At 72.6% G+C, this 22,455-nt stretch carries 20 protein-coding genes; 8 read left to right on the top strand and 12 right to left on the bottom strand.

The window, feature by feature from the left end; genetic code table 11:
- Window positions 1-72 precede the first annotated feature (72 nt).
- Genes SAVERM_RS24210 through SAVERM_RS24190 form a run of 5 tightly spaced genes read right to left on the bottom strand, consistent with a single transcriptional unit; the run spans window position 73 to window position 5,604 of the window.
- Entirely contained in the window at window positions 73-870 is a 798-nt protein-coding gene (locus SAVERM_RS24210; RefSeq protein WP_010986114.1) for a type III pantothenate kinase, read from the bottom strand.
- A 9-nt stretch (window positions 871-879) separates the two neighbouring features.
- A complete protein-coding gene (gene nadC / locus SAVERM_RS24205) occupies window positions 880-1,866 on the bottom strand; it encodes a carboxylating nicotinate-nucleotide diphosphorylase (RefSeq protein WP_037649162.1) in 987 nt (328 codons plus the stop codon).
- A gap of 5 nt (window positions 1,867-1,871) precedes the next feature.
- Entirely contained in the window at window positions 1,872-3,689 is a 1,818-nt protein-coding gene (locus tag SAVERM_RS24200; RefSeq protein ID WP_010986112.1) for an L-aspartate oxidase, read from the bottom strand.
- Window positions 3,686-4,687 (bottom strand): pantoate--beta-alanine ligase, encoded by a 1,002-nt coding sequence (panC, locus tag SAVERM_RS24195; protein ID WP_010986111.1) that lies wholly within the window; start codon window positions 4,685-4,687, stop codon window positions 3,686-3,688. The genes SAVERM_RS24200 and panC overlap by 4 nt, the downstream gene beginning before the upstream one ends.
- A complete protein-coding gene (locus tag SAVERM_RS24190) occupies window positions 4,684-5,604 on the bottom strand; it encodes a Rossmann-like and DUF2520 domain-containing protein (protein WP_010986110.1) in 921 nt (306 codons plus the stop codon). Before SAVERM_RS24190 ends, panC begins: the two co-directional genes overlap by 4 nt.
- Window positions 5,605-5,776: 172 nt before the next feature.
- On the opposite strand from SAVERM_RS24190, the gene SAVERM_RS24185 reads away from it, so the two are divergent.
- Window positions 5,777-7,018 carry a threonine aldolase family protein gene (locus tag SAVERM_RS24185; RefSeq protein WP_010986109.1) on the top strand — a complete coding sequence of 414 codons (1,242 nt, stop codon included), beginning with the start codon at window positions 5,777-5,779 and terminating at the stop codon, window positions 7,016-7,018.
- A 65-nt stretch (window positions 7,019-7,083) separates the two neighbouring features.
- Here SAVERM_RS24185 and SAVERM_RS24180 read toward each other — a convergent pair whose 3' ends face one another.
- On the bottom strand, window positions 7,084-7,299 hold the full coding sequence (locus tag SAVERM_RS24180; protein WP_037649159.1) for a hypothetical protein: 216 nt from the start codon (window positions 7,297-7,299) through the stop codon (window positions 7,084-7,086).
- Between the two features lie 260 nt (window positions 7,300-7,559).
- On the opposite strand from SAVERM_RS24180, the gene SAVERM_RS24175 reads away from it, so the two are divergent.
- Entirely contained in the window at window positions 7,560-8,684 is a 1,125-nt protein-coding gene (locus SAVERM_RS24175) for a DUF5937 family protein (protein ID WP_010986107.1), read from the top strand.
- Between the two features lie 6 nt (window positions 8,685-8,690).
- Here SAVERM_RS24175 and SAVERM_RS24170 read toward each other — a convergent pair whose 3' ends face one another.
- The 3 genes from SAVERM_RS24170 to SAVERM_RS24160 all read right to left on the bottom strand — a co-directional run bounded on the left by SAVERM_RS24170 (window position 8,691) and on the right by SAVERM_RS24160 (window position 11,313).
- Window positions 8,691-9,323, bottom strand: coding sequence for an AAA family ATPase (locus SAVERM_RS24170; RefSeq protein ID WP_010986106.1), 633 nt, complete (start codon window positions 9,321-9,323; stop codon window positions 8,691-8,693).
- A 32-nt stretch (window positions 9,324-9,355) separates the two neighbouring features.
- Entirely contained in the window at window positions 9,356-10,027 is a 672-nt protein-coding gene (locus SAVERM_RS24165; RefSeq protein ID WP_010986105.1) for a response regulator transcription factor, read from the bottom strand.
- Window positions 10,028-10,107: 80 nt separating this feature from the next.
- Entirely contained in the window at window positions 10,108-11,313 is a 1,206-nt protein-coding gene (locus tag SAVERM_RS24160) for a sensor histidine kinase (RefSeq protein ID WP_010986104.1), read from the bottom strand.
- A 118-nt stretch (window positions 11,314-11,431) separates the two neighbouring features.
- Between SAVERM_RS24160 and SAVERM_RS24155 the strand changes: the two genes are divergently transcribed.
- On the top strand, window positions 11,432-12,490 hold the full coding sequence (locus tag SAVERM_RS24155) for an SAM-dependent methyltransferase (RefSeq protein ID WP_010986103.1): 1,059 nt from the start codon (window positions 11,432-11,434) through the stop codon (window positions 12,488-12,490).
- Here the strand turns inward: SAVERM_RS24155 and SAVERM_RS24150 are convergent.
- On the bottom strand, window positions 12,455-13,606 hold the full coding sequence (locus SAVERM_RS24150; protein WP_010986102.1) for an NADH-quinone oxidoreductase subunit D: 1,152 nt from the start codon (window positions 13,604-13,606) through the stop codon (window positions 12,455-12,457). The two genes, SAVERM_RS24155 and SAVERM_RS24150, sit on opposite strands and share 36 nt — an antisense overlap.
- Before the next feature lie 31 nt (window positions 13,607-13,637).
- Here SAVERM_RS24150 and SAVERM_RS24145 point away from each other — a divergent pair, with 31 nt between their 5' ends.
- Together SAVERM_RS24145 and SAVERM_RS24140 are read left to right on the top strand one after the other, a co-directional pair.
- Window positions 13,638-14,159, top strand: a complete 522-nt coding sequence (locus SAVERM_RS24145; protein ID WP_010986101.1) for a PH domain-containing protein — start codon at window positions 13,638-13,640, stop codon at window positions 14,157-14,159.
- A gap of 14 nt (window positions 14,160-14,173) precedes the next feature.
- Window positions 14,174-15,547 carry a PH domain-containing protein gene (locus SAVERM_RS24140; RefSeq protein WP_010986100.1) on the top strand — a complete coding sequence of 458 codons (1,374 nt, stop codon included), beginning with the start codon at window positions 14,174-14,176 and terminating at the stop codon, window positions 15,545-15,547.
- Window positions 15,548-15,646: 99 nt separating this feature from the next.
- On the opposite strand, the gene SAVERM_RS24135 is transcribed toward SAVERM_RS24140, so the two are convergent.
- Window positions 15,647-17,233, bottom strand: a complete 1,587-nt coding sequence (locus SAVERM_RS24135; protein WP_107082979.1) for a hypothetical protein — start codon at window positions 17,231-17,233, stop codon at window positions 15,647-15,649.
- Window positions 17,234-17,503: 270 nt separating this feature from the next.
- Complete coding sequence (locus SAVERM_RS24130; RefSeq protein ID WP_010986098.1) at window positions 17,504-18,634, bottom strand: alpha/beta hydrolase; 1,131 nt, start codon at window positions 18,632-18,634, stop codon at window positions 17,504-17,506.
- 229 nt (window positions 18,635-18,863) lie between these two features.
- On the opposite strand from SAVERM_RS24130, the gene SAVERM_RS24125 reads away from it, so the two are divergent.
- The 3 genes from SAVERM_RS24125 (at window position 18,864) to SAVERM_RS24115 (ending at window position 22,315) form a co-directional block, all read left to right on the top strand.
- On the top strand, window positions 18,864-20,669 hold the full coding sequence (locus SAVERM_RS24125; protein ID WP_010986097.1) for a phosphatidylglycerol lysyltransferase domain-containing protein: 1,806 nt from the start codon (window positions 18,864-18,866) through the stop codon (window positions 20,667-20,669).
- Between the two features lie 207 nt (window positions 20,670-20,876).
- A complete protein-coding gene (folP, locus tag SAVERM_RS24120) occupies window positions 20,877-21,809 on the top strand; it encodes a dihydropteroate synthase (RefSeq protein WP_010986096.1) in 933 nt (310 codons plus the stop codon).
- Window positions 21,806-22,315: a nuclear transport factor 2 family protein gene (locus SAVERM_RS24115; RefSeq protein ID WP_010986095.1), complete on the top strand. Its 510-nt coding sequence runs from the start codon at window positions 21,806-21,808 to the stop codon at window positions 22,313-22,315. Before folP ends, SAVERM_RS24115 begins: the two co-directional genes overlap by 4 nt.
- Window positions 22,316-22,455 lie beyond the last annotated feature (140 nt).

Raw genomic sequence — 22,455 nt, 5'->3', positions numbered from 1 at the left:
GCGGGGCCCTGACGGAGAGGGCCCCGCCCCTCAGCACAAAAGCGCTTCTTCGCAGCGCCCCTCAGCGGAGCGTCACGTGCGGGAGATGTTTCGTTCGTACACGAGACGGAGGCCGATCAAGGTGAGCCACGGCTCGTGCTCGTCGATCACCGAGGCCTCGCCCAGGACCATCGGCGCCAGACCGCCCGTCGCGATGACCGTGACGTCGTCCGGGTCGTCCGCGAGTTCGCGTGCCATGCGCGTGACCACGCCGTCCACCTGGCCCGCGAAGCCGTAGACGATGCCCGCCTGCATCGCCTCGACCGTGTTCTTGCCGATCACCGCGCGCGGACGGGCCAGTTCGATCTTGCGGAGCTGGGCGCCGCGGACCCCCAGCGCCTCGACCGAGATCTCGATGCCGGGGGCGATCACGCCGCCCGCGTACTCGCCGCGCGCCGACACCGCGTCGAACGTCGTCGCCGTGCCGAAGTCCACGACGATCGCCGGGCCCCCGTAGAGCTCGACGGCCGCCACCGCGTTGATGATGCGGTCCGCCCCGACCTCCTTGGGGTTGTCCATCAGGATCGGGACGCCCGTCTTGATGCCCGGTTCCACGAGGACCGCGGGTACGTCACCGTAGTAGCGGCGGGTGACCTCGCGGAGTTCGTGCAGGACCGACGGGACCGTCGAGCAGATCGCGATCCCGTCGATGCCGTCGCCGAGTTCCTCGCCCAGCAGCGGGTGCATGCCCATCAGGCCCTGGAGGAGTACCGCCAGTTCGTCCGCGGTGCGGCGGGCGTCCGTGGAGATGCGCCAGTGTTCGACGATGTCCTCGCCGTCGAAGAGGCCCAGAACGGTGTGCGTGTTGCCTACGTCGATGGTCAGCAGCATGGGAGGTACCTACTCCGCCGCTCGCAGATCGAGGCCGATGTCCAGGATCGGTGAGGAGTGGGTGAGCGCGCCGACGGCGAGGAAGTCGACGCCGGTCTTCGCGTACGCCTCCGCGTTGCCGAGGGTCAGGCGGCCCGACGCCTCCAGGAGGGCGCGGCCGTTGACGATCGCCACGGCCTCTTCGCACTCGGTCGGCGTGAAGTTGTCCAGGAGGATCAGGTCGGCGCCCGCGTCCACCACCTCGCGCAGCTGGTGGAGGGTGTCGACCTCGACCTCGATCGGTACGTCCGGGAACATCTCGCCGACCGCCCGGAATGCCTGCGCCACCCCGCCCGCGGCCATCACGTGGTTGTCCTTGACCAGGGCCGCGTCCGACAGGGACATGCGGTGGTTGACGCCGCCGCCGCAGCGTACGGCGAACTTCTCCAGGGAGCGCAGGCCCGGGGTCGTCTTGCGGGTGTCACGGACCTTGGTGTCCGTGGCCGCCAGGGCGTCCGCCCACGCGCGCGTGGCCGTCGCGATGCCCGACAGGCGGCACAGGAGGTTCAGTGCGCTGCGTTCGGCCGTCAGAAGGTCGCGGGTGCGGGTGGTGACGGTGAGGAGCTTCTGGCCCTCTTCGACGCGGTCGCCGTCGTCGACGTGGCGCTCCACCTCGAACTCGTCCGTGCAGACCACCGAGATCACGGCCTCGGCGACCCTGAGGCCCGCCACCACGCCCGCCTCGCGCGCGGTGAAGTCGGCGGTGGCGACGGCGTCCTCGGAGATCGTCGCGACCGTCGTGACGTCCACGCCGTGGTCGAGGTCCTCCTGGATGGCGACGTTGGCGATGTCCTCGACCTCCAGGGGGTCGAGTCCGGCGTCGGCCAGGAGCTGGGCGAGCGCGGGGTCGAGGCCGCACTCCATGTACTCCTCGTGCTCCTCGCCGGGGCCGGTGCCGCAGGCGCAGCCGTCGCCGCAGCCGCCGCTCTGGGCGAGGGGAAGGTCGGGGGTGCTCACTTCTGTCACTGCTCCTGGGGACGGGACGGACGCGCCGGTCGGGCCATGGGGGCCTCCCCCGCTCGGGCGGAGCCGAGCGCCGGGGGGAGGGTCGGGGGGAAGTCTGCTGTGTCGGTGGTGCGTACGGCGAGTGCGCGATCCGGATTCAGCCGTACGACGATGTGGCGGCGCCAGGTGGTGTCGTCGCGGTCGGCGTGGTCCTCGCGCCAGTGGCAGCCGCGGGTCTCCTCACGCACCTGGGCGGCGGCGACCAGGACGCGGGCCACGCACAGGAGGTTGGTGGCCTCCCAGGTGTCGACGCCCGGCTCGGCCGTCTTGCCGTTCTCGTCTAGGGCGTCGCGGGCGTCCGTGTGCAGTTGCTGGAGGCGGTCGGCGGCCTTCGCGAGGGACTCGGCCGAGCGCAGGACGCCCGCTCCGTCCGCCATGATCCGCTGGATCGCGAAACGGGCCTCGGGGGCCAGCAGCGGGTGGGCCGGCTTCTCCGGCTGCGGGACCGGCTGCGGCACGCGCGCGTGGCGGGCGTTCTCCGCGGGGCCCGCCGCGATGTCGGCGGCGATGCGCTCGGCGTAGACCAGGCCCTCCAGGAGGGAGTTCGAGGCCAGTCGGTTGGCACCGTGGACGCCGGTGCAGGCGACCTCACCGCACGCGTACAGGCCCGGCACGGTCGTACGGCCCCGGGAGTCCGTGCGGACGCCTCCGGAGGCGTAGTGGGCGGCCGGGGCGACGGGGACGGGCTCGTGCACCGGGTCGATGCCGTGGGCGCGGCAGGCGGCCAGGATCGTCGGGAAGCGGTGTTCCCACATGGCGGCGCCGAAGTGCCGGGCGTCCAGGAACATGTGCTCGGCGTCCTGCTCCTGCATGCGGCGCATGATGCCCTTGGCGACGATGTCCCGGGGGGCGAGTTCGGCCAGCTCGTGCTGCCCCACCATGAAGCGCACGCCGTCCGCGTCGACCAGGTGGGCGCCCTCGCCGCGTACCGCTTCGGAGACGAGGGGCTGCTGGCCCTCCGCGTCCGCGCCCAGGAAGAGCACGGTCGGGTGGAACTGGACGAACTCCAGGTCGCTGACCTCCGCTCCGGCGCGCAGGGCGAGCGCCACGCCGTCGCCGGTGGACACGGACGGGTTGGTGGTCGCCGAGAAGACCTGGCCCATGCCGCCGGTGGCGAGGACCACGGCGGGGGCGTGGACCGCTCCTACGCCGTCGTGCTGGCCTTCTCCCATGACGTGCAGGGTGACACCCGCGGTGCGTCCCTCGGCGTCCGTGAGGAGGTCCAGGACGAGCGCGTTCTCCACGGTGCGCAGGCCGCGCGCGCGAACCGCCTCGACGAGGGCACGGGAGATCTCCGCGCCGGTCGCGTCGCCGCCCGCGTGGGCGATGCGGCGGCGGTGGTGGCCGCCCTCGCGGGTGAGTTCGAGGCCGCCCTCGGAGGACTCGTCGAAGTGGGCGCCGGTCGCGATCAGCCGGCGTACGGCGTCGGGGCCCTCGGTGACGAGGATGCGTACGGCCTCCTCGTCGCACAGGCCCGCGCCCGCCACCAGCGTGTCGTCGAGGTGCTGTTCGGGGGTGTCGCCCTCGCCGAGGGCCGCGGCGATGCCGCCCTGGGCCCAGCGGGTGGAGCCGTCGTCGAGGTGGGCCTTGGTGACGACGACCGTCGTCAGGCCCGCGGCCTCGCAGCGCAGGGCCGCGGTCAGGCCGGCCACGCCGGAGCCGACGACCACGACGTCGGCGGCGATGGACCAGCCGGGGGCGGGCGCGTGCAGGCGTATGCCCGTACCGGTGCCGTGCGGTCCTATGCCTGTGCTGCCAGTACCTGTGCCGGTCACGAGGCGGCTCCGAAGGTGAGGGGAATGTTGTCGATCAGCCGGGTCGTCCCGACCCGGGCGGCGACGGCGAGGACCGCCTCGCCGGTGAAGTCGTCGGGAATCTCGGTGAAGTCCGAGGGGTCGACCAGGCCCAGGTAGTCGAGGACCAGCGGCGGCTGCAGCCGGGCGGCTTCCTCCAGCACGAGGCGGGCGGCGCACCGGACGGCGGCGGGCCCCGAGGTGCCCGCGGGGGTCGCCTTGGCGACCGCGTGCGCGTCGGCGGCGGCGCGGGACTCCCCTATGGCGCTGAGGGCCTCGGCACGCGCGCGCGTGGCGGGCACTTCGCGGGCCCGCGCGCGCAGCGCCTCCTGGGCGGCGTGCCGGTCGCGGCCGGCGAACAGCGCCTGGGAGAGCGCGAGTGCGGTGCGGCGCTCGTCGGCGGCGAGGTAGCGGTTGCGGCTGGACAGGGCCAGGCCGTCGTCCTCGCGCACGGTGGGCACGCCGACGATCTCCACGCCGAAGTTGAGGTCGCGCGCCATGCGGCGGATCAGGGCGAGCTGCTGGGCGTCCTTCTGCCCGTACAGCGCCACGTCGGGGCGGGTGAGGTGCAGCAGCTTGCCGACGACGGTGAGCATGCCGTCGAAGTGACCGGGGCGAAAGGCTCCTTCGAGGCGCTCGCCCATGGGGCCCGCGGAGATGCGCACCTGGGGTTCGCCGCCGGGGTAGACCTCGTCCGCGGACGGGGCGAACACGACGTCGGCACCCGCCGCCTCGGCGATCTTGAGGTCGGCGTCGAGGGTGCGCGGGTAGCGGTCGAGGTCTTCGCCCCGGCCGAACTGGAGGGGGTTCACGAAGACGGTGACGACGACTTCGCCCTCGGCCCCGGCGATCTCGCGGGCGGTGCGGATCAGGGTCGCGTGACCCTCATGGAGGGCGCCCATGGTCATCACGACGGCCCGGCGGCCGTGGCGCACACGCGCGTGCAGTTCGTCGGCGGTGCGCAGCAGGGTGGTGGTCATCCGGCATCTCCCTCGGTGCCGTTGGCGAGTACCCCGAGGAGGTCCTCTGCGAGTTCCGGCTTGAGCAGCCCGTGGGCGAGCGCGCGGTCGGCGGTCGCGCGGGCCATCGCGAGATAGCCGGGCACGGTCCCCGGGGCGTGCTTGCGCAGCTCGGCGACGTGCGCGGCGACCGTGCCCGCGTCCCCGCGCGCGACGGGGCCGGTGAGGGCCCCGTCACCGGAGCGCAGGGCGTTGTCGAGAGCGGCGCCGAGGAGCGGGCCGAGCATGTGGTCGGGGGCCTCGACGCCCGCGGTGCGCAGCAGTTCCATGGACTCGGCGACCAGGGTGACCAGGTGGTTGGCGCCGAGGGCGAGAGCCGCGTGGTAGAGCGGCCGGTTCTCCTCGGCGATCCACTCGGGCTCGCCGCCCATCTCGATCACCAGGGCCTCGGCGGCGAGGCGCAGCTCGTCGGGCGCGGTGACTCCGAAGGAGCAGCCGGCCAGCCGCTGGACGTCCACGGCGGTGCCGGTGAAGGTCATCGCCGGGTGCAGCGCGAGCGGCAGGGCGCCCGCGCTGCGCGCGGGGTCCAGGACCTTCGTGCCGTAGCGCCCGGAGGTGTGCACGAGCAGCTGCCCGGGGCGTACGGCACCGGTCTCGGCGAGCCCCTCGACCAGGCCGGGCAGGGCGTCGTCCGGGACGGTCAGCAGGACGAGATCGGCGCGCTCGAGAACCTGCGCCGGGGTCACCAGCGGCACGTCGGGCAGCATCGCCGCGGCCCGGCGCACGGAGGTGTCGGAGACCCCGGAGACGGCCACCGGGCGGTGCCCGGCGAGCTGGAGCGACGCCGCCAGGGCGGGGCCGACCCGGCCGGCTCCGACGACACCGACGGTGAGCCGCGCGGGGCGGTCCCTGGGGTCTGGCTGTTGGAATGTACTCACTCGAAGGCGGCCTTCCCGTTCCAGTCCGCTCGGGGTACCGGACGATTTCTCGTCATGTTAACGCGATTGGTTCGAAGGCCGACCGGTTGTCCACAGGCTGTGGGTTTCCGCGACGCGCGGTGACGGGGAAATCGGGGTGCCCGGCGGATGCGGCGCGCGGCATGATCCGAGGATGAGCGATACGGCGGAGCAGGGCGAGGAACGGGCGGCGGAGCGGGCCGGGGAGGCGTCGGCGGAGGGGACCGGGGAGACATCTGCGGAGGGGACCGGGGAGGCGTCGGCTCAGCTGCGGCGCGCGCGGCGGACGGCGGCCTACCGGGGGGCCCGGCGCGTCCTGTCGCGCCCCGGGTTCCGGGCCACCATCAGGGAGCGGCTGGCGCTCCTGGAGGACGCGTCGCGGCTGTACGACCTGGACGAGTCCGTGGACATGTACGGGGACGGGATCGTCGCGGCCCTGGAGGAGCGGGTCGCCGGGCTGCTGGGCATGGAGGCCGCGGCGTTCTTCCCCACCGGGACGATGGCCCAGCAGGTGGCCCTGCGCTGCTGGGCGGGTCGTACCGGCAACCCGACCGTGGCGCTGCACGCGCTGAGCCACCCCGAAGTGCACGAACGGAACGCGCTCGGCACGGTCGGCGGACTGCGCCCGGTCCGCGTGACGGACGAGCCCCGGCTGCCGACCGCCGACGAGGTGCGCGACTTCGAGGAGCCCTTCGGGGCCCTCATGCTCGAACTGCCCCTGCGGGACGTCGGCTACGTCCTGCCCTCCTGGGAGGAGCTGTCCGAGGTCGTGGCGGCCGCCCGGGAACGTGACGCGGTGGTCCACTTCGACGGCGCACGCCTGTGGGAGTGCACACCCCACTTCAGCCGCCCCCTGGACGAGATCGCGGGCCTCGCGGACAGCGTCTACGTGTCGTTCTACAAATCGCTCGGCGGGTTCAGCGGCGCGGCACTGGCCGGCCCGAAAACCCTGGTCGACGAGGCGAAGACCTGGCGGCACCGGTACGGCGGCATGGTCGTCCAACAGTTCCCGGCGGTGCTGTCCGCGCTGGCCGGGCTGGAGGAGGAGCTGCCCCGGCTGCCGGAGTACGTGGCGCACGCGCGCGTGGTCGCCGCGGCGCTGCGCGAGGGGTTCGCGGCGGCGGGGGTGCCCTGGCTGCGCGTGCACCCCGAGGAGCCGCACACCCATGAGTTCCAGCTCTGGCTGCCGTACGACCCCGAGGTGGTGACGGAAGCCGCCACGCGGCAGGCCGAGGAGACCGGGACCTTCCTGTTCGCCAACGCCTGGACCCGCGGCGGGCCGGGCCTGGCGGTCACCGAGGTCTCCGTACGGGCGCACGGCCTTCAGTGGACGGCCGAAGACGTCAAGGCGGCCGTCCAGGAGTTCGTGACGCGCCTGCCCGGCGCTGCCGGGTAGCGCTGCCGGGTAGCTGCCGGACAACGGATAGCGCCTTTGTCGGCCGGCGTCCGGGCGCCCGCCCCTCAGCAGACGGGCCGCGGCCGCCCGCGCAGCCACCGGGCCAGGGCCGTGCGCACCCGTCCGTGGGCCGGACGGCCCGCCAGTACCGCGCGGAACCGGCGGTACTCGCGCAGCTCGCGCGCGGTCCGCCGGTCATGGGTGCCCGGCGCGGGCGGCACGGGCTCGCCGAGCCGCTGAGCGCGGTAGCTGTCGAGAAGGTACTGCTGGGTGGCGCTCATGGCCGATCGCCTCTTCGGGACGGGAAACGGGACGAGGAAACGGGACGAGGAAACGAGACGGGCGAATGGGACGGGCGAAAGGGACAAGGGAAAGGGCCGAGGGAAAGGGGATCCCAAAGGCCCAACGGCCGTGCCCGTCAGCGGTTGCCGCGGGCCCCGGTGGATCTCAGCCTGCGCCTGTCCGGGCCGCACGTCGTCCCGATTGACGGGGCCTGTCAATCGGCGGCGGCGTTGTCAGTGGCGGGGCGCACCATGAGGCCATGAGCGTGTGCATCGACATCACGGGGCTGCCGGCCGAGCGGATCGTCTTCGAGACGTCGCCGCTGGCCGAGCTGGCGGTCGCCCTGCACGCCCTCGCCGAGCCCGGCCATCACCCGGCGACGCAGGGCTGGGCGACCGCGATCAGCGCCGCGCTGAAGCCGGACCTGGCCGACCGGCTGAGCGAGGCGGACTTCCTGTGGCGGAGCACGTTCTCGGACATCTTCATGCCCTTCGCGGGCGTCGCCGGGGGCCACGTCCGGCCGGGGGCGACGCTCGCCGAGGACCTGGACATCCTGGACCGGCTGGACGACGAGGAGTTCGTCACGGCGGCTCTGGAGTTCAGCTGCGGCTCCCAGTACGCGGCCGGGCTGCCCTCCCCGCTGGTCGACCGCGCGCGCCACGCCATCGCCCTGGAGCTGGCGGCCAGCCGCGGCCCCAGGCAACTGGGCTTCACCCAGCGGCTGCTGGCGGACCCGCCGACCGTACGGGCCTGGGTGCGCCGTCTGTTGGAGGACTGCGACGAGGCGTTCTTCGCCGACACCTGGCGCCGGGTGCACCCCCAACTGGCCGCCGACGCCCGGCACAAGACGGAGCTCCTGCGCCACAAGGGACTCGAGGAGGCACTCACCTCGGTCTCGGCCGCGCTGTCGCTGAACACGGCCGGGGGCCGCACCCGCATCGAGGCGGACAAGCTCGCCCACGGCGCGGCGACCGCGACGGACCCCGCCGTCGGCCCGGGCGTCACCTTCGTCCCGTCGTACCACGGCTGGCCGCATCTGCTGGTGCTGCACGCCTCGGGCTGGCGGCCGGTCGTGCACTACCCGGTCGCGGCGCCCGAGCTGCCGAGCGCGGCCTCGGTGGAGCTGCTCAAGCTGCGCCTGGAAGCGCTCGCCCATCCGGTCCGGCTGCGCCTGTGCCGGTACATAGCCAGGGCGCCGTACACCACCGGAGAGCTGGCGCACGCGCACGACCTGAGCGCGCCGGAGGTCTCACGGCACCTCACCGTCCTGAAGAAGGCGGGGCTCCTGACGACGCGCCGCCGCGGCCGGTACGTGCTGCATCAGCTGGACGTGACGGTGGTGGCGCGCCTGGGGAGCGACTTCCTGGAGGGGATCCTCAGGTAGGGCCGGTCAGTCGAACCGCATGTGCTTCACTCCGACCCGCACCTGCCGCAGCCGCGTCCGCAGCGCGCCCTCCGTGTTCGGGGCGAGCGTCAGCCCCGCCAGTACGGCGATCCGGTCGGCCGTCTTCGGCACGGTCGACTGGTCGGTCCACAGGTGCTCGCCGAACTCCGGTTCGCGCAGCCGCTCCAGGCAGTGGTCGAGCTGCCCGACCGCCCAGCTCTCCCCGCGCAAGGGGGCGTCCTTCCCGGCAACGTACCGCAGGAGGTGTCCGAAGCCGCGTTCGCGCAGCCGCCGCAGTACGGTCTCGCGCTCGGCGAGAAGCGCGAAGTGCCTTACGTCGTGGCCCAGTTCGCGCAGCCGGCCGACGGTCTGCGCGAAGCAGCCGGAGTCGGTGATCGTCATAGGGGCGATCACGACCCCGTCGTGCCGGGTGAGCGCGAGGTCCAGGACCTCGACCACGCCCTGCCGCCAGGAGGCGAGGTCCTGGAAGTTCGCGCGCAGTCCGGGCGGCAGCATGCGGCGCAGACCGAAGCCGACGTGTTCCGGATCGCAGATGACACTGCCGGGCAGGCGCCGCTGGATCTCGTGTGCGGTCTGTGTTTTGCCGCCCCCGAAGGGCCCGTTGATCCACAGGAGCATGAGCAGACCCTAACGAGCTCGCGGGCTCCCGGTCAGGTCTGGCCGCCGGCCCGTACGAGACCGGTCTCGTAGGCGAGGACGACCACCTGCACCCGGTCCCGCAGGCCCAGTTTGGTCAGGATGCGCCCGACGTGCGTCTTCACGGTCGCCTCGGACAGCACCAGCCGGGCCGCGATCTCGCCGTTCGACAGGCCCTGCGCGACCAGCACCATGACCTCGCGCTCGCGGTCGGTGAGCCGCTCCAGCTCCTTGAACTGGGGCTCCTTGCCGGCGCTGGGCAGCATCGGCGCGAAGCGGTCGAGCAGCCGCCGGGTGGTGGAGGGCGCGACCACCGCGTCGCCGCTGTGCACGGAGCGGATCGCGGTGAGCAGCTCGCCGGGCGGCACGTCCTTCAGCATGAAACCGGAGGCGCCCGCCTTGAGTCCCGAGAAGGCGTACTCGTCGAGGTCGAAGGTGGTCAGTATCAGCACCTTCGGCGGGTTCGGCTCGGAGCAGATGCGGCGGGTGGTCTCCACGCCGTCGAGTTTCGGCATGCGTACGTCCATCAGCACCACGTCGACCTCGGTGGAACGCAGCACCTGGAGGGCCTCGACGCCGTCGCCCGCCTCGGCGACGACCTCCATGTCCGGCTGGGCGGCGAGCACCATCCGGAACCCGGTGCGCAGCAGCACCTGGTCGTCGACGAGCATCACGCGGATCGCCATCGGGGTCCTTTCACGTATGTGCAGGTGTATGTACAGGTGTATGTACAGGTGTCAATCACGGACAGATGTCAGTGGTCATGTCAATGGGCGGCCTTGAGCGGCAGCAGGGCGCTGATGCGGAAGCCGCCGCCGGGACGCGGTCCCGCGTCCAGGGTGCCGCCGACCATGCCGACCCGCTCGCGCATGCCGATCAGGCCGTGGCCCCGGCCGTCGGCGCCGCCCTCCTCGTACAGCTCGTGCGGGGCGCCCTTGCCGTCGTCCTCGACGAGCAGTCCGAGTCCGTCGTCGAAGTACACCAGGCGCACACTCGCCCCCGCGTTCGGCCCCCCGTGCTTGCGGGTGTTGGTGAGGGCCTCCTGCACGATGCGGTACGCCGTCAGCTCCACACCGCTGGGCAGCGGCCGGGGGGTGCCCTCGACCTTGAAGTCGACGGGCAGGCCGCTGCTGCGGCACTGCTCGATGAGGTCGTCGAGCTGCTCGACGTCGGGCTGCGGCACGTACTCGCCGCCCTCCTGGTGCTCCCCGGTGCGCAGCACGCCGAGCAGGCGGCGCATCTCGGCGAGGGCCTGGCGGCCGGTGGAGGAGATCGTCTCCAAAGCCTTCTTCGCCTGGTCGGGGGCGGTGTCGAGGACGTAGGCGGCGCCGTCCGCCTGCACCACCATCACGGACACGTTGTGCGCGACGACGTCGTGCAGCTCGCGGGCGATCCGGGCGCGCTCGGCGGCGACGGCGACCTTGGACTGCGCCTCGCGCTCCCTCTCCAGGCGGGCGGCGCGCTCTTCGAGCTGGGCGAGATAGGCGCGGCGGGTGCGGATGGAGTCACCCAGCACCCAGGCCAGCACGAAGGGCACCGTCTGGAAGACCGCTATCAGGACGTTGCCCGCGGTGCTGGAGTGCAGCTCGGGCCAGCGCAGCTGCGAGACCGGCGCCGCGAACAGCCCGCCGACCAGGGCGAACCGGGAGGCCCAGCGGGCGCCGTCCGCGGCCACCGTGTAGATGATCACCAGCATGGCGAAGTCGGCGGCCAGGACCTGGACGTCCAGGATCAGCTGGAGCAGCCCCATCGCGGCGGCCAGGACGAGCATCTTCTCCGGCATGCGGCGCCGCAGCGCGACGACGAGAGACAGGACGAAGGAGATCGGGACCGCCTCGGCGAGTGAGCCGTGCTGGTCCGGCGCCCCATTGACGCTGGAGATGCTCACGCCGGTGATCCCGAAGAGGACGACGGCCCAGAAGCTGTCGACCCACGTCGGGTGCCTGCGGAGGAAGTCATAGAGGCGCTGCACGTAACCCAGAGTAGGGAAGCGTGCAGGGTGCAGGGGTCAACCGGAGGGTCGATCCGGGACGGGCGCTCGTACTCCGCAAGGTGGAGGCCCGGTTTACCTGGGCGCTTAGCCTGGCCTGGTGACAGATGAGACGGACGGGGGCGGCCGCGTGCCGGGCGGCGAGTGGCGCGGGTGGCGGGAGGCAGCCCAGGAGGCGCTGTACGGCCCCGCCGGGTTCTATCGGCGGCCCGAGGGCCCCGCGGGCCATTTCCGCACCTCGGTGCACGCGTCCCCGCTCTTCGCCGGTGCCGTGGCCCGGCTGCTGCGCGACCTCGACGAAGCCCTGGGGCGCCCGTCCGAGCTGGCCTTCGTCGACATGGCGGCGGGCCGCGGCGAGCTGGTCACCGGTGTCCTCGCCGCCCTCCCCCCGGACATCGCCTCCCGCGCGCGTGGGTACGCCGTCGAGCTCGCCGGCCGCCCCGAAGATCTTGACCACCGGATCGAGTGGCTCGCCGAGCCGCCGGAGGGGATCACCGGCCTCCTGTTCGCCAACGAGTGGCTGGACAACGTGCCGGTGGAGGTGGCGGAGGTGGACTCCGCGGGCGTAGCCCGGCTGGTTCTCGTACGGGACGACGGGACCGAGCGCCACGGGGAGCCCGTCGCGGGGGCGGAGTCGCAGTGGCTGACGCGCTGGTGGCCCCCTGCCCCCGAGGAGGGCCTGCGGGCCGAGATCGGTCTCCCCAGGGACATCGCCTGGGCCTCGGCCGTCGGCACCGTCCACCGCGGTCTGGCGGTCGCCGTCGACTACGCCCACTTCGTGGACACGCGCCCGCCCTTCGGGACGCTGACCGGCTTCCGGGAGGGCCGGGAGACCCTCCCCGTACCGGACGGCTCGTGCGACCTCACCGCGCACGTCGCCCTGGACGCGTGCGCGCTGCCGGGGGCCCGGCTGCTGAGCCAGCGGGACGCCCTGCGCGCGCTGGGCGTGAGCGGGGAGCGCCCGCCGCTGTCCCTGGCGAGCACGGACCCTGCGGCGTACGTACGTGCCCTCGCGGGCGCCGGGGCGGCCGCCGAGCTGACCGCGCCCGGCGGCCTGGGCGACTTCGGCTGGCTGCTTCAGCCCGTTGGCATGTCGAACGGGCAGATGAGGCGGCTGAGGGGCCTACTTGTCGATGTCGCCGACCACGAAGAACAGTGAGCCCAGGATCGCCACCATGTCCGCGACCAGCGTGCCGGGCAGCAGTTCGGTCAGCGCCTGGATGTTGTTGAACGAGGCGGAGCGCAGCTTCAGCCGGTACGGCGTCTTCTCGCCCTTGCTGACCAGGTAGTAGCCGTTGATGCCCAGCGGGTTCTCGGTCCAGGCGTACGTGTGGCCCTCGGGTGCCTTGAGGACCTTCGGCAGGCGCTGGTTGATCGGTCCGGGCGGCAGCTCGGCCAGCCGGTCGAGGCAGGCGTCGGCCAGGTCGAGCGCGTTGTGCGTCTGCTCCAGCAGGCACTCGAAGCGGGCGAGACAGTCGCCCTCCTGCCGGGTGACGACCTTCAGGGTGTCCTGGAGTTCCCCGTAAGCGAGATACGGCTCGTCGCGGCGCAGGTCGAAGTCCACCCCGGAGCCGCGCGCGATCGGTCCGCTCACCCCGTACGCGTGGACGGCCTCCGGCGTGAGGACGCCCACGCCCCGCGTGCGACCGCGGAAGATCTCGTTGCCGAGCACCAGGTCGTCGTACACGTCCAGGCGCGAGCGCAGGGCGGCGACGCAGGCACGCGCACGCGTGGCCCATCCGGCCGGAAGGTCCTCCTTGAGGCCACCGACCCGGTTGAACATGTAGTGCATGCGGCCGCCGGAGATCTCCTCCATCACGTGCTGGAGCTCCTCGCGCTCCGTGAAGGCGTAGAAGATCGGGGTGATCCCGCCCAGCTCCAGGGGGTACGACCCCAGGAACATCAGGTGGTTCAGGACCCGGTTCAGCTCGGCGAGGAGCGTACGCGTCCACACCGCGCGCTCGGGCACCTCCATGCCGAGCATCCGCTCCACGGCGAGGACCACGCCCAGCTCGTTCGAGAAGGCGGACAGCCAGTCGTGGCGGTTGGCGAGCATGATGATCTGGCGGTAGTCGCGCGCTTCGAAGAGCTTCTCCGCGCCGCGGTGCATATAGCCGATGACCGGCTCCGCGTGCTGGATGCGCTCGCCGTCGAGCACGAGCCGCAGCCGCAGCACGCCGTGCGTGGACGGGTGCTGGGGCCCGATGTTGAGCACCATGTCGGTGCTCTCCGCGGCGCCGCCGATACCGACCATGGTCTCCGTCGTGGGAGTCATGGGAACAGTCTCTCGTACGTACGCTTGCGGCATGGAAACGGGGAGCGCCCAAAACGCGGGGAACACCGCGACCACCGGCGGATCGGGGCCCGAGCCGGTCTGGACCGGACTGCCGCCGGGCCTGCTGCGGATGCGACGGCTGTTGCTGGTGGTGTGGCTGGGGCTGCTGACCATCGGCGTCGGCCTGCTGCTGGGACTGCTCGCCGGACCCGGCTGGGCGGCCTTCGCGCTGCTGCCGCCGGTCCTGATGGCGTGGGGCTGGGTCATGCTCGGCCGTAACTGGCGCTCCTGGCGGTACGCCGAACGCGCGGACGACCTGCTGATCAGCCGGGGGGTGCTGTTCCGCGAGGAGACCGTGGTGCCGTACGGGCGCATGCAGCTCGTCGAGGTGACCTCCGGGCCCGTCGAACGGCACTTCGGGCTGGCGAGCGTGCAGCTGCACACGGCCGCCGCGGCGACGGACGCGCGCATCCCGGGGCTCGACCCGGCCGAGGCGGAGCGGCTGCGGGACCGGCTCACGGAGCTGGGCCAGGCCCGATCGGCGGGGCTGTGAGCGCGGAGAAGCCGATGGCCGTGAGTGCGGACGGGCCGCCGGCGGCGGCGGGCGGGGAGAAGCCGGCGGCGGGCGGGGAGAGGCCGCTGGACGAACGGCGGCTGCATCCCGTGACCCCGTTCCGGCGGGCGTGGGCGCCGGTCGCCGTGCTCGTCGGCTGGGCGGTGCACGACCCCAACGCGGCCCAGGAGCAGCTGACCAGACTCACCACGACCATGCTGCTCATCGGGCTTGCCGTACTCATACCCGCCGCCTCCCTCTACGGCTTCCTCACCTGGTGGTTCACCCACTTCGCGGTCACCGACTCCGAACTGCGCATCCGCACCGGCCTGTTGTTCCGCCGCACCGCGCACATCCGGCTGGACCGGCTCCAGGCCGTCGACGTCACCCAGCCGCTGCTGGCCCGGGTCGCCGGCGTCGCCAAGCTGAAACTCGACGTCGTCGGGACGGACAAGAAGGACGAACTGGCCTACCTGGGCGAGGGCGAGGCACGTGCCCTGCGCGCCGAACTGCTCGCCCGCGCGGCCGGTTTCGCACCGGAGACCGCGCACGAGGTGGGCGAGGCCCCGGTACGACAGCTGCTGCACGTGCCGCCGGGCAAGCTCGCCGTGTCCGTGCTGCTCACCGGCGCCACCTGGGGTTCGCTGCTCGCCGCCGTCGTCGTACCGCCGCTGCTGTGGTTCGGCACCCACAGCGTGTGGACGGTCCTGGCGACCGGGCTGCCGCTGCTCGGCGCGGCGGGCGCGAGCAGCGTGGGGCGCTTCCTCGGGGAGTACGACTGGACGGTGGGCGAATCGCCGGACGGGCTGCGCATCGACCACGGCCTCCTCGACCGTACGCACGAGACGGTGCCGCCGGGACGCGTACAGACCGTGCGGATCGTGGAGCCGCTGCTGTGGCGGCGGCGTGGGTGGGTGCGGGTGGAGCTGGACGTGGCGGGGTCGTCGAACTCCGTCCTCGTGCCCGTCGCTCCGCGCGAGGCGGCCGAGGCCGTGATCGCCCGGGTGCTGCCGGGGGTGACCGTGCCGCGCTCGCTGCCGCGCCCGCCGCGGCGGGCGGGGTGGTGCGTGCCGCTGTGGTGGCGGGGATACGGGCTCGCCGTCACGGACACGGTCTTCGCGGCCCGGCACGGCCTGCTGCGCCGCAGACTGGCGCTCGTCCCGCACGCGAAGGTGCAGAGCGTACGGCTGGAACAGGGGCCGTGGGCGCGCTTCAAGAAGGTCGCCGACGTGCATGTGGACACGGGGGCGAACAAGACGGTGACGGCGCGCCTGCGGGACGCCGGCGAGGCGGCGGCGCTGCTGCACGCGCAGGCGGACCGGTCCCGGACGGGGCGACGGGAGGCCCGACCGGACCGGTGGATGGCCAAGGGCGCCGAATCCGAGTGACTCGGGCGGGCCGATCCGGGTGACTCGGGCGGGCCGAATCCGAATGACTCGGGCGGGCGGCTGTGTGCCGCCCGCCCGTCAGCCCCTTGCCCTGCGGGCTCAGGAAACCGCGCTGCGCAGTTCCTTCACGTCGATGCGCAGTTCCTGTACGTCGATATGTTCCGTCTCGTCGTGGGCGGTCAGGTCGATGACCTGGCCGACACCCCGGGAGCCCTCGCCCGCCGGCTTGAAGCCGGACTCGGCCTCGGCCTTGTGGAGGGCGAGCGCCTCCTGGCCGACCACGTCCGCGAGGTCCTCGTTCTGCACGGCCTCCAGGGCCTGCGCGGACGTCCCCTTCTGCGTACCGAAGAAGTCGAAACCGCCCTCGACCGTGGGCCGCCGCCGGGGCGACGCCGGTACGACGGCCACCGCGGTCGGCACGGTGAAGTGCCCGGAGCGCCGGGCCGACGAGGCCGGCTCGGCGGGCTTCGCCGGGTGGGCCTCGGTGGATGCGGCGGCCACGGCGGAGTGCTCGGGCTCCTCGGGCGCGGGCACGGCGGATACGGGAACGGCGGGTGCGGGCACGGCGGCCGCGCGCTCATTCCCGTCGACCGCCTCGGGCTTCCCCTCCGCCTCGTCCTCCCGCACGGCCTCCTCGACGGAGCCGGCGTCCGGGGCCTCGCTCTTCGGGGTGCCGCCCTTGGGGGACTCGTCCTTGGGCGCGCTCTCCTGTACGGGGGCGTCCTGTACGGAGTCACCCTGTACGGAGTCGTCCTGTACCGAATCGGCCCCTACGGAGTCGTCGTCCCGTACGGAGGTGGCCTCCGGCGCGGAAGCCTCCGGCGCGGGCCCGGCGCTCGCCGGTGCCGTGTCGTCGGCCGCGGCCTTCTTGGCCGCCTCGGCCTTCGTGAGCGCGTCCAGCGCCGAGTTGGCCCGCAGGAAGAGCGGGGAGCCGGACGGGGAGAAGACCGCGGAAGCGGGCGACACGGACTCGTCGGTCTCCGCCTCGGCCGACTCGGCCGCCTCGACCTCCGCCGACTCGACCGGCTCGGTCGATTCCGGCTCGGCCACCGTCGCCGTCTCGGGCGTCCCCGCCGCTCCCGCGTCCGCCACTCCCGCGTCCGCTGAACCCGAATCCGCCGAGCCACCCGGCGTCTCCGTACGACCCTGCGTCTCCGAGCCGCCCGGCGTCTCCGAGCCGCCCGGCGTCTGCGGGCGGACCGGGGCCGCGGGCAGCGCCCGGGCCGGGGTCGTGGCCTCTATCTCGAGCAGGCGGCGGCCCTCCAGCGCTGTGGCCCGCTCCGTCTCCGCCGTGGCGTACCGCCGCAGCAGCGCCGCGTGTTCGTTGCGTAGGCCCGCCAGTTCCGCCCGCTTCGCGCGCAGCTTGTGCTCCAGCTTGACGCGCAGCTCGCGCGACTCCTCGAGGTCGGTCTCCAGTTTGGCGACCCGCTCCTCGTGACGCCACTCGTCGCTCGCACGCGCGCGCGTGAGGTCCGCGACGCGTTTGCCCGCCGCCGTGTCCCAGCGGCGCAGGACGACGGCGCCGACGATCGCGGTCACCGCGGCGCCCCCGGCCAGCCCGCGGAGCACCATCGGCTCCGTGAACAGCCAGGGCCCCAGAGCGCAGACGAGCGACACGCCCGCGATGACCGAAGGAGGCAACATCCTGTGCAGGGGCGGGGAATGGCGGTGACGTCCACGTGGCATGGCCAGAAACTTACCGCGCGTAGGCGAATCTTGGTGCCCCGCGCGGTAAAAACCCAGCCACCCCGAAACCTTCACCCCGCCACGGGAGCGCACAAAGGCCCCACCTTCTTGATCATTTCCTTCCGGCGGCGGTTCGGTGGCACTTCGACAGTGCTTCGGCAGTGGTTCGTCAGTGATCCGGCAGTGGTTCGGCGTTCTCTTACTCCGGGAACCGAACTCGTACTTCTCGGCGAATTCCGCCGCGCATTCACAGAGCCCGCCGGACGGCGTTCAGCGGTCGCTGAGCCGCCCGCTGATCCACTGGAGCGTCCCCGGGATCTCCCGCCGCCAGGTGTTGAAGTTGTGGCCGCCGCTGTCGAGGATGATCGACGAGACCCTCGTCAGACGCTTGGCCTTCACCTGCTCCATGAACTTGAGCGTGTTCTGGTAGTTGGCCTCGCCGATCCTGCTGCTGCTGACGAGCAGTGAAGTGTCCGGGGCCGGCATGTTCTTGAGATACCAGAACAGATCGGCCCGGTTCCGCAGCCCCTTGTCGCCGCGGAAGAGATCTCCGGTCGTGGGGTCGAGCGGCGCCTTGTAGTACGGCGAAAGGCCCGCCCCGGCGGCGTACACCTTCGGATGGTGCATGGCGAGCTTCAGGGCGCAGTAGCCGCCCGTCGAGTCGCCGACGATGCCCCAGCTGCCCGGCTTTCTGCCCACCCTGTAGTGGGCCAGTACGGCATCGGGAAGGTCTTTGGCGAAGAACGACTCCGTCTGCGGGCCGCCCGGGACGTCCACGCACTCCGTGTCGCGCGGCGGCGCCACCGTCGGCCGCAGCATCACCAGGATCATCGGCTGCACCTGGCCGTTCTTGGCCAGCTCATGGGCCGTCTGCGGATAGTGCAGCCCTTTGATGAGCGCCTCGGCGGTGCCCGGGTAGCCGGTGAGGACGACGGCCGCGGGGAAGGTGCGCGTGCGGTACTGCGGCTGGAAGTACTCGGGCGGCAGATACACGTACGCGCGCGTGGCGATGTGCGTCGTACGACCCACGATGCCGACCTTCTGGATCTGGCCGCCGAGCTGCGGCCGCCCGCCGCCCGTGACGTTCACCGGCTGGGTGCCGAGCATCTGGAGGGGGCCGCCGCCCGAACCGCCGCCGGCGTTGTGGTCGACGACCACGCCCTGACCGCTCTCCCGGCCGAACAGGTCCGCCCAGCTGGCGTAGAAGCCGAAGGCCTGGTTGGCGGCGACCCCGATCGACGCGAAGATCGCCACCTGGGTGGCGAGCAGCAGAGCGACCCGTCCGCCGACGGCCCGCCAGTTGCGCCGCGCCAGCCGTGGCCAGAGCCACACCGTGCCGATGAACAGCAGCACGGCGAAGAAGGCGGCCAGCACCAGCACCTTGTTGCTCGTCAGACCCATGGTCCCTTTCCCGCCTGCGCATTCCGTCCCGAGGCCGGCCTCCATACCTTCGCGCGGGCTTGCCCCGGACTTTCCTTCGCCTTTGAACCAGCTTTCCGTTGGGGAGTGAACCTCTCTCCCTGAGACACCGTCCTAGAGGGCGCAATGTCGCCGGATGCCGGAATTGGCACCGGGTTCAAGGTCTCTCGCGGAACTACGGGATGCGATGTCTGTCAGGATAGATGGGGAAATGTCGGACGAGGTTCCGGATCGATCGGGCGTGCTGCGGCGCATAGTCCGCGGTCCGCGCCCCGAGGCCGTCCCCGCCGTGGTCGCCAGTGCCTGCACACTCGTCGGAGTCCTGGACGTCGCCGCGGGTGTCTTCCCGCGCTTCCGGCACAGCCGTATGCACGCCATCGCCGAGGTACTGCCCGGCGCGCTGGGCCCGTTCGCGGCCGCCCTGGCCATCAGCACGGGCATGCTTCTGCTGCTCCTCGCGCACGGCCTGCGCCGGCGCAAACGCCGGGCGTGGCGCGCCGCCGTGGTGCTGCTGCCGGCCGGCGCCGTGGCGCAGTTCGCGTACCGTCACTCGCTCATCGGCGTGGTCATCTCGCTGGCGCTGCTCGCGCCGCTGCTGCGCCACCGAAGCGAATTCGAGGCCCTTCCCGACCCCCGCAGCCGCTGGCGTGCGCTGGCCAACTTCGTCCTCGTGGGCGCCGGTTCCCTGCTGCTCGGCCTGGTCATCGTCAGCGCCCACCCCAACCGGCTGGTCGGCGACCCGAGCCTGTCCGACCGCATCGAGCACGTCCTGTACGGGCTGTGCGGCTTCGAGGGCCCGGTCGACTACTCGGGCAACACGTCCTGGACGGTGGCCTTCTCGCTCGGCGCGCTCGGCCTGCTGACCGCCGTCACGACGATCTATCTCGCCTTCCGCCCCGAACACCCGGCCGCCCGCCTCACGGCGCAGGACGAGGAGGGGCTGCGGGCGCTCCTGGAGAAGCACGGCGGCCGCGATTCACTCGGCCACTTCGCGCTGCGCCGCGACAAGGCGGTCGTCTTCTCCCCCAGCGGCAAGGCGGCCGTCACGTACCGCGTCGTGTCGGGGGTGATGCTCGCGAGCGGCGACCCGATCGGTGACGTCGAGGCCTGGCCCGGCGCGATCGAGCGCTTCATGGACGAGGCCCAGGCCCACTCCTGGACGCCCGCCGTGATGGGCTGCTCCGAGACGGGCGGCGAGGTGTGGACCCGCGAGACCGGCCTCGACGCCCTCGAACTGGGTGACGAGGCGGTGGTGGACGTCGCGGATTTCTCCCTGGCCGGGCGCGCGATGCGGAATGTGCGCCAGATGGTGAAGCGCATCGAGCGGGCCGGTTACGAGACCCGGGTACGGCGTATTCGTGACCTCAGCGAGGGCGAGCTGGAGCGCATTCGGCGCGCTGCCGAGGACTGGCGCGGCACCGACACCGAACGCGGCTTCTCCATGGCGCTCGGCCGCATCGGCGACCCGGCCGACGGCGACTGTCTGATCGCGACCGCCCACAAGGCGGACGCGGATCCCGGTCCGTACGGCGATCTGAAGGCCGTACTCCACTTCGTCCCGTGGGGCACCGACGGCGTGTCGCTCGACCTCATGCGCCGGGACCGCTCGGCGGACCCCGGCATGAACGAACTGCTGATCGTGGCGGCGCTCCAGGCCGCTCCGAAGCTCGGCATCGTGCGCGTCTCGCTGAACTTCGCGATGTTCCGGGCGGCACTGGCACGCGGCGAGAAGATCGGCGCGGGCCCCGTGCTGAGGGCGTGGCGGGGACTGCTGGTGTTCCTCTCGCGCTGGTTCCAGATCGAGTCCCTCTACAAGTTCAACGCGAAGTTCCGTCCGCGTTGGGAGCCGCGCTTCGTGGTCTACGCGTCGTCGCGCGACCTTCCGCGCATCGGCCTCGCGGCGATGCAGGCGGAGGGCTTCGTGAACCTGGCCCTGCCGCGCCTGCTGCGCCGCCGGAAGGCGATCCCCACCCCGTGCGCCCACAGGGTGGCGGAGAGGGGCGTTCGGGCCGCGTAGGCGACCTGGAACGCCGCCCGCCGGACGGGCAGGCGCGAGACAGAGGCACGGGACGGGCAGGGCGGTGGGAAACCGGCAGGGCGGTGGGAAACAGGCCGCGAGGCGGCCGGCGAGCCCCCGCCACGGGCAGCCCCCACCCGCCCGGCGGCAACGCCTCCCCCCTCCCGAGGCGATTCGGCCGACCACCGGGAGGCCTAGGCTGGACGCATGAGCAAGAAGAGCGGGCGCGGCCGAGTGGCGGGACTGCCTACATGGGACCGCTGCGCGGTCATGGGGGTCGTCAACGTGACGCCTGATTCCTTCTCCGACGGCGGCCGCTGGTTCGACACCACGACCGCCGTCAAGCACGGACTCGACCTGGTCACCGAGGGCGCGGACCTCGTCGACGTCGGCGGCGAGTCCACCCGCCCCGGCGCCACCCGCGTCGACGAGGCCGAGGAACTCAAGCGCGTCATCCCGGTCGTCCGCGGTCTCGCCTCCGAAGGCGTCACGATCTCCGTGGACACCATGCGCGCCTCCGTCGCCGAGCAGGCCCTCGCGGCCGGCGCGGCCCTCGTCAACGACGTCAGCGGCGGCCTCGCCGACCCGGAGATGATCCCGGTCGTCGCGGCCGCGGGCGCCCCCTTCGTGGTGATGCACTGGCGCGGCTTCCTGGCCGGCGGCACCATACGAGGGACGTACGACGACATCGTCTCCGAAGTGGTCGACGAACTGCACGCACGCGTGGAGGCCGTTCTGGAAGGCGGCATCGCGCCCGACCGGATCGTCGTCGACCCGGGCCTCGGCTTCTCCAAGGAGGCCGACCACGACCTGACGCTGCTGGCCCACCTCGACCGGCTGCGCGACCTGGGCCACCCGCTGCTGGTCGCCGCGTCCCGGAAGCGGTTCCTGGGCCGCGTACTGGCAGGCCCCGAGGGCGCCCCGCCGCCCGCCCGGGAGCGCGACGCGGCCACCGCCGCGGTCTCCGCGCTCGCCGCCCACCAGGGCGCGTGGGCGGTCCGCGTGCACGAGGTACGGGCCACGGCGGACGCCGTACGCGTCGCCCGCGCCGTGGAAGGCGCCCGCTCCGAGCGCAGCGCGCAGGCAGCCCCCGCGGCGGCCGCCCCGGACACCGCCCAGGCCGCAGAGGGAGCCCGGTGAGCACCCCCACCCCCGACACCGATGTCGAACAGGTAGGACTCGCCAACACCGCCTTCTACGAGGCGATGGAACGCGGCGACTTCGAGACACTGTCCTCACTCTGGCTGACCCCCGCCGACCTCGGCGTCGACGAGGAGTACCACGACCCGGCGGACGCCGGCGTGGTCTCCTGCGTGCACCCCGGCTGGCCGGTGCTGAGCGGCCGCGGCGAGGTCCTCAGGTCGTACGCGCTGATCATGGCGAACACCGAGTACATCCAGTTCTTCCTCACCGACGTGCATGTCTCCGTCACCGGTGACACCGCCCTGGTGACCTGCACCGAGAACATCCTCAGCGGCGGCCCGCCCCCCGACGACAGCGACGAGCTCGGGCCGCTCGTCGGCCAGCTGGTCGTCGCCACGAACGTGTTCCGCCGCACCCCCGACGGCTGGAAGCTCTGGTCGCACCACGCGTCCCCCGTGCTGGCCGAAACCGGTGCGGAAGAGGGCGACGAGTCTCCCGACTGAGGACGATCTTCGCCCGAGGCGATCCCCCGCCCGAGCGGGCGGGCGCGGCGTAGTGGTTGGAATCACCTACCCCTGGGTAGGGACGGCTACCAACCCGTGAGCCGCCGTGCGCCCCAGGGGAAACGCCCGATGAACCCTCC

The organism is Streptomyces avermitilis MA-4680 = NBRC 14893 (genome assembly GCF_000009765.2).
GTDB lineage: Bacteria > Actinomycetota > Actinomycetes > Streptomycetales > Streptomycetaceae > Streptomyces > Streptomyces avermitilis.
Note: the sequence above shows the minus strand (reverse complement) of the source record. Positions and strands in the feature narration are given on the sequence as shown.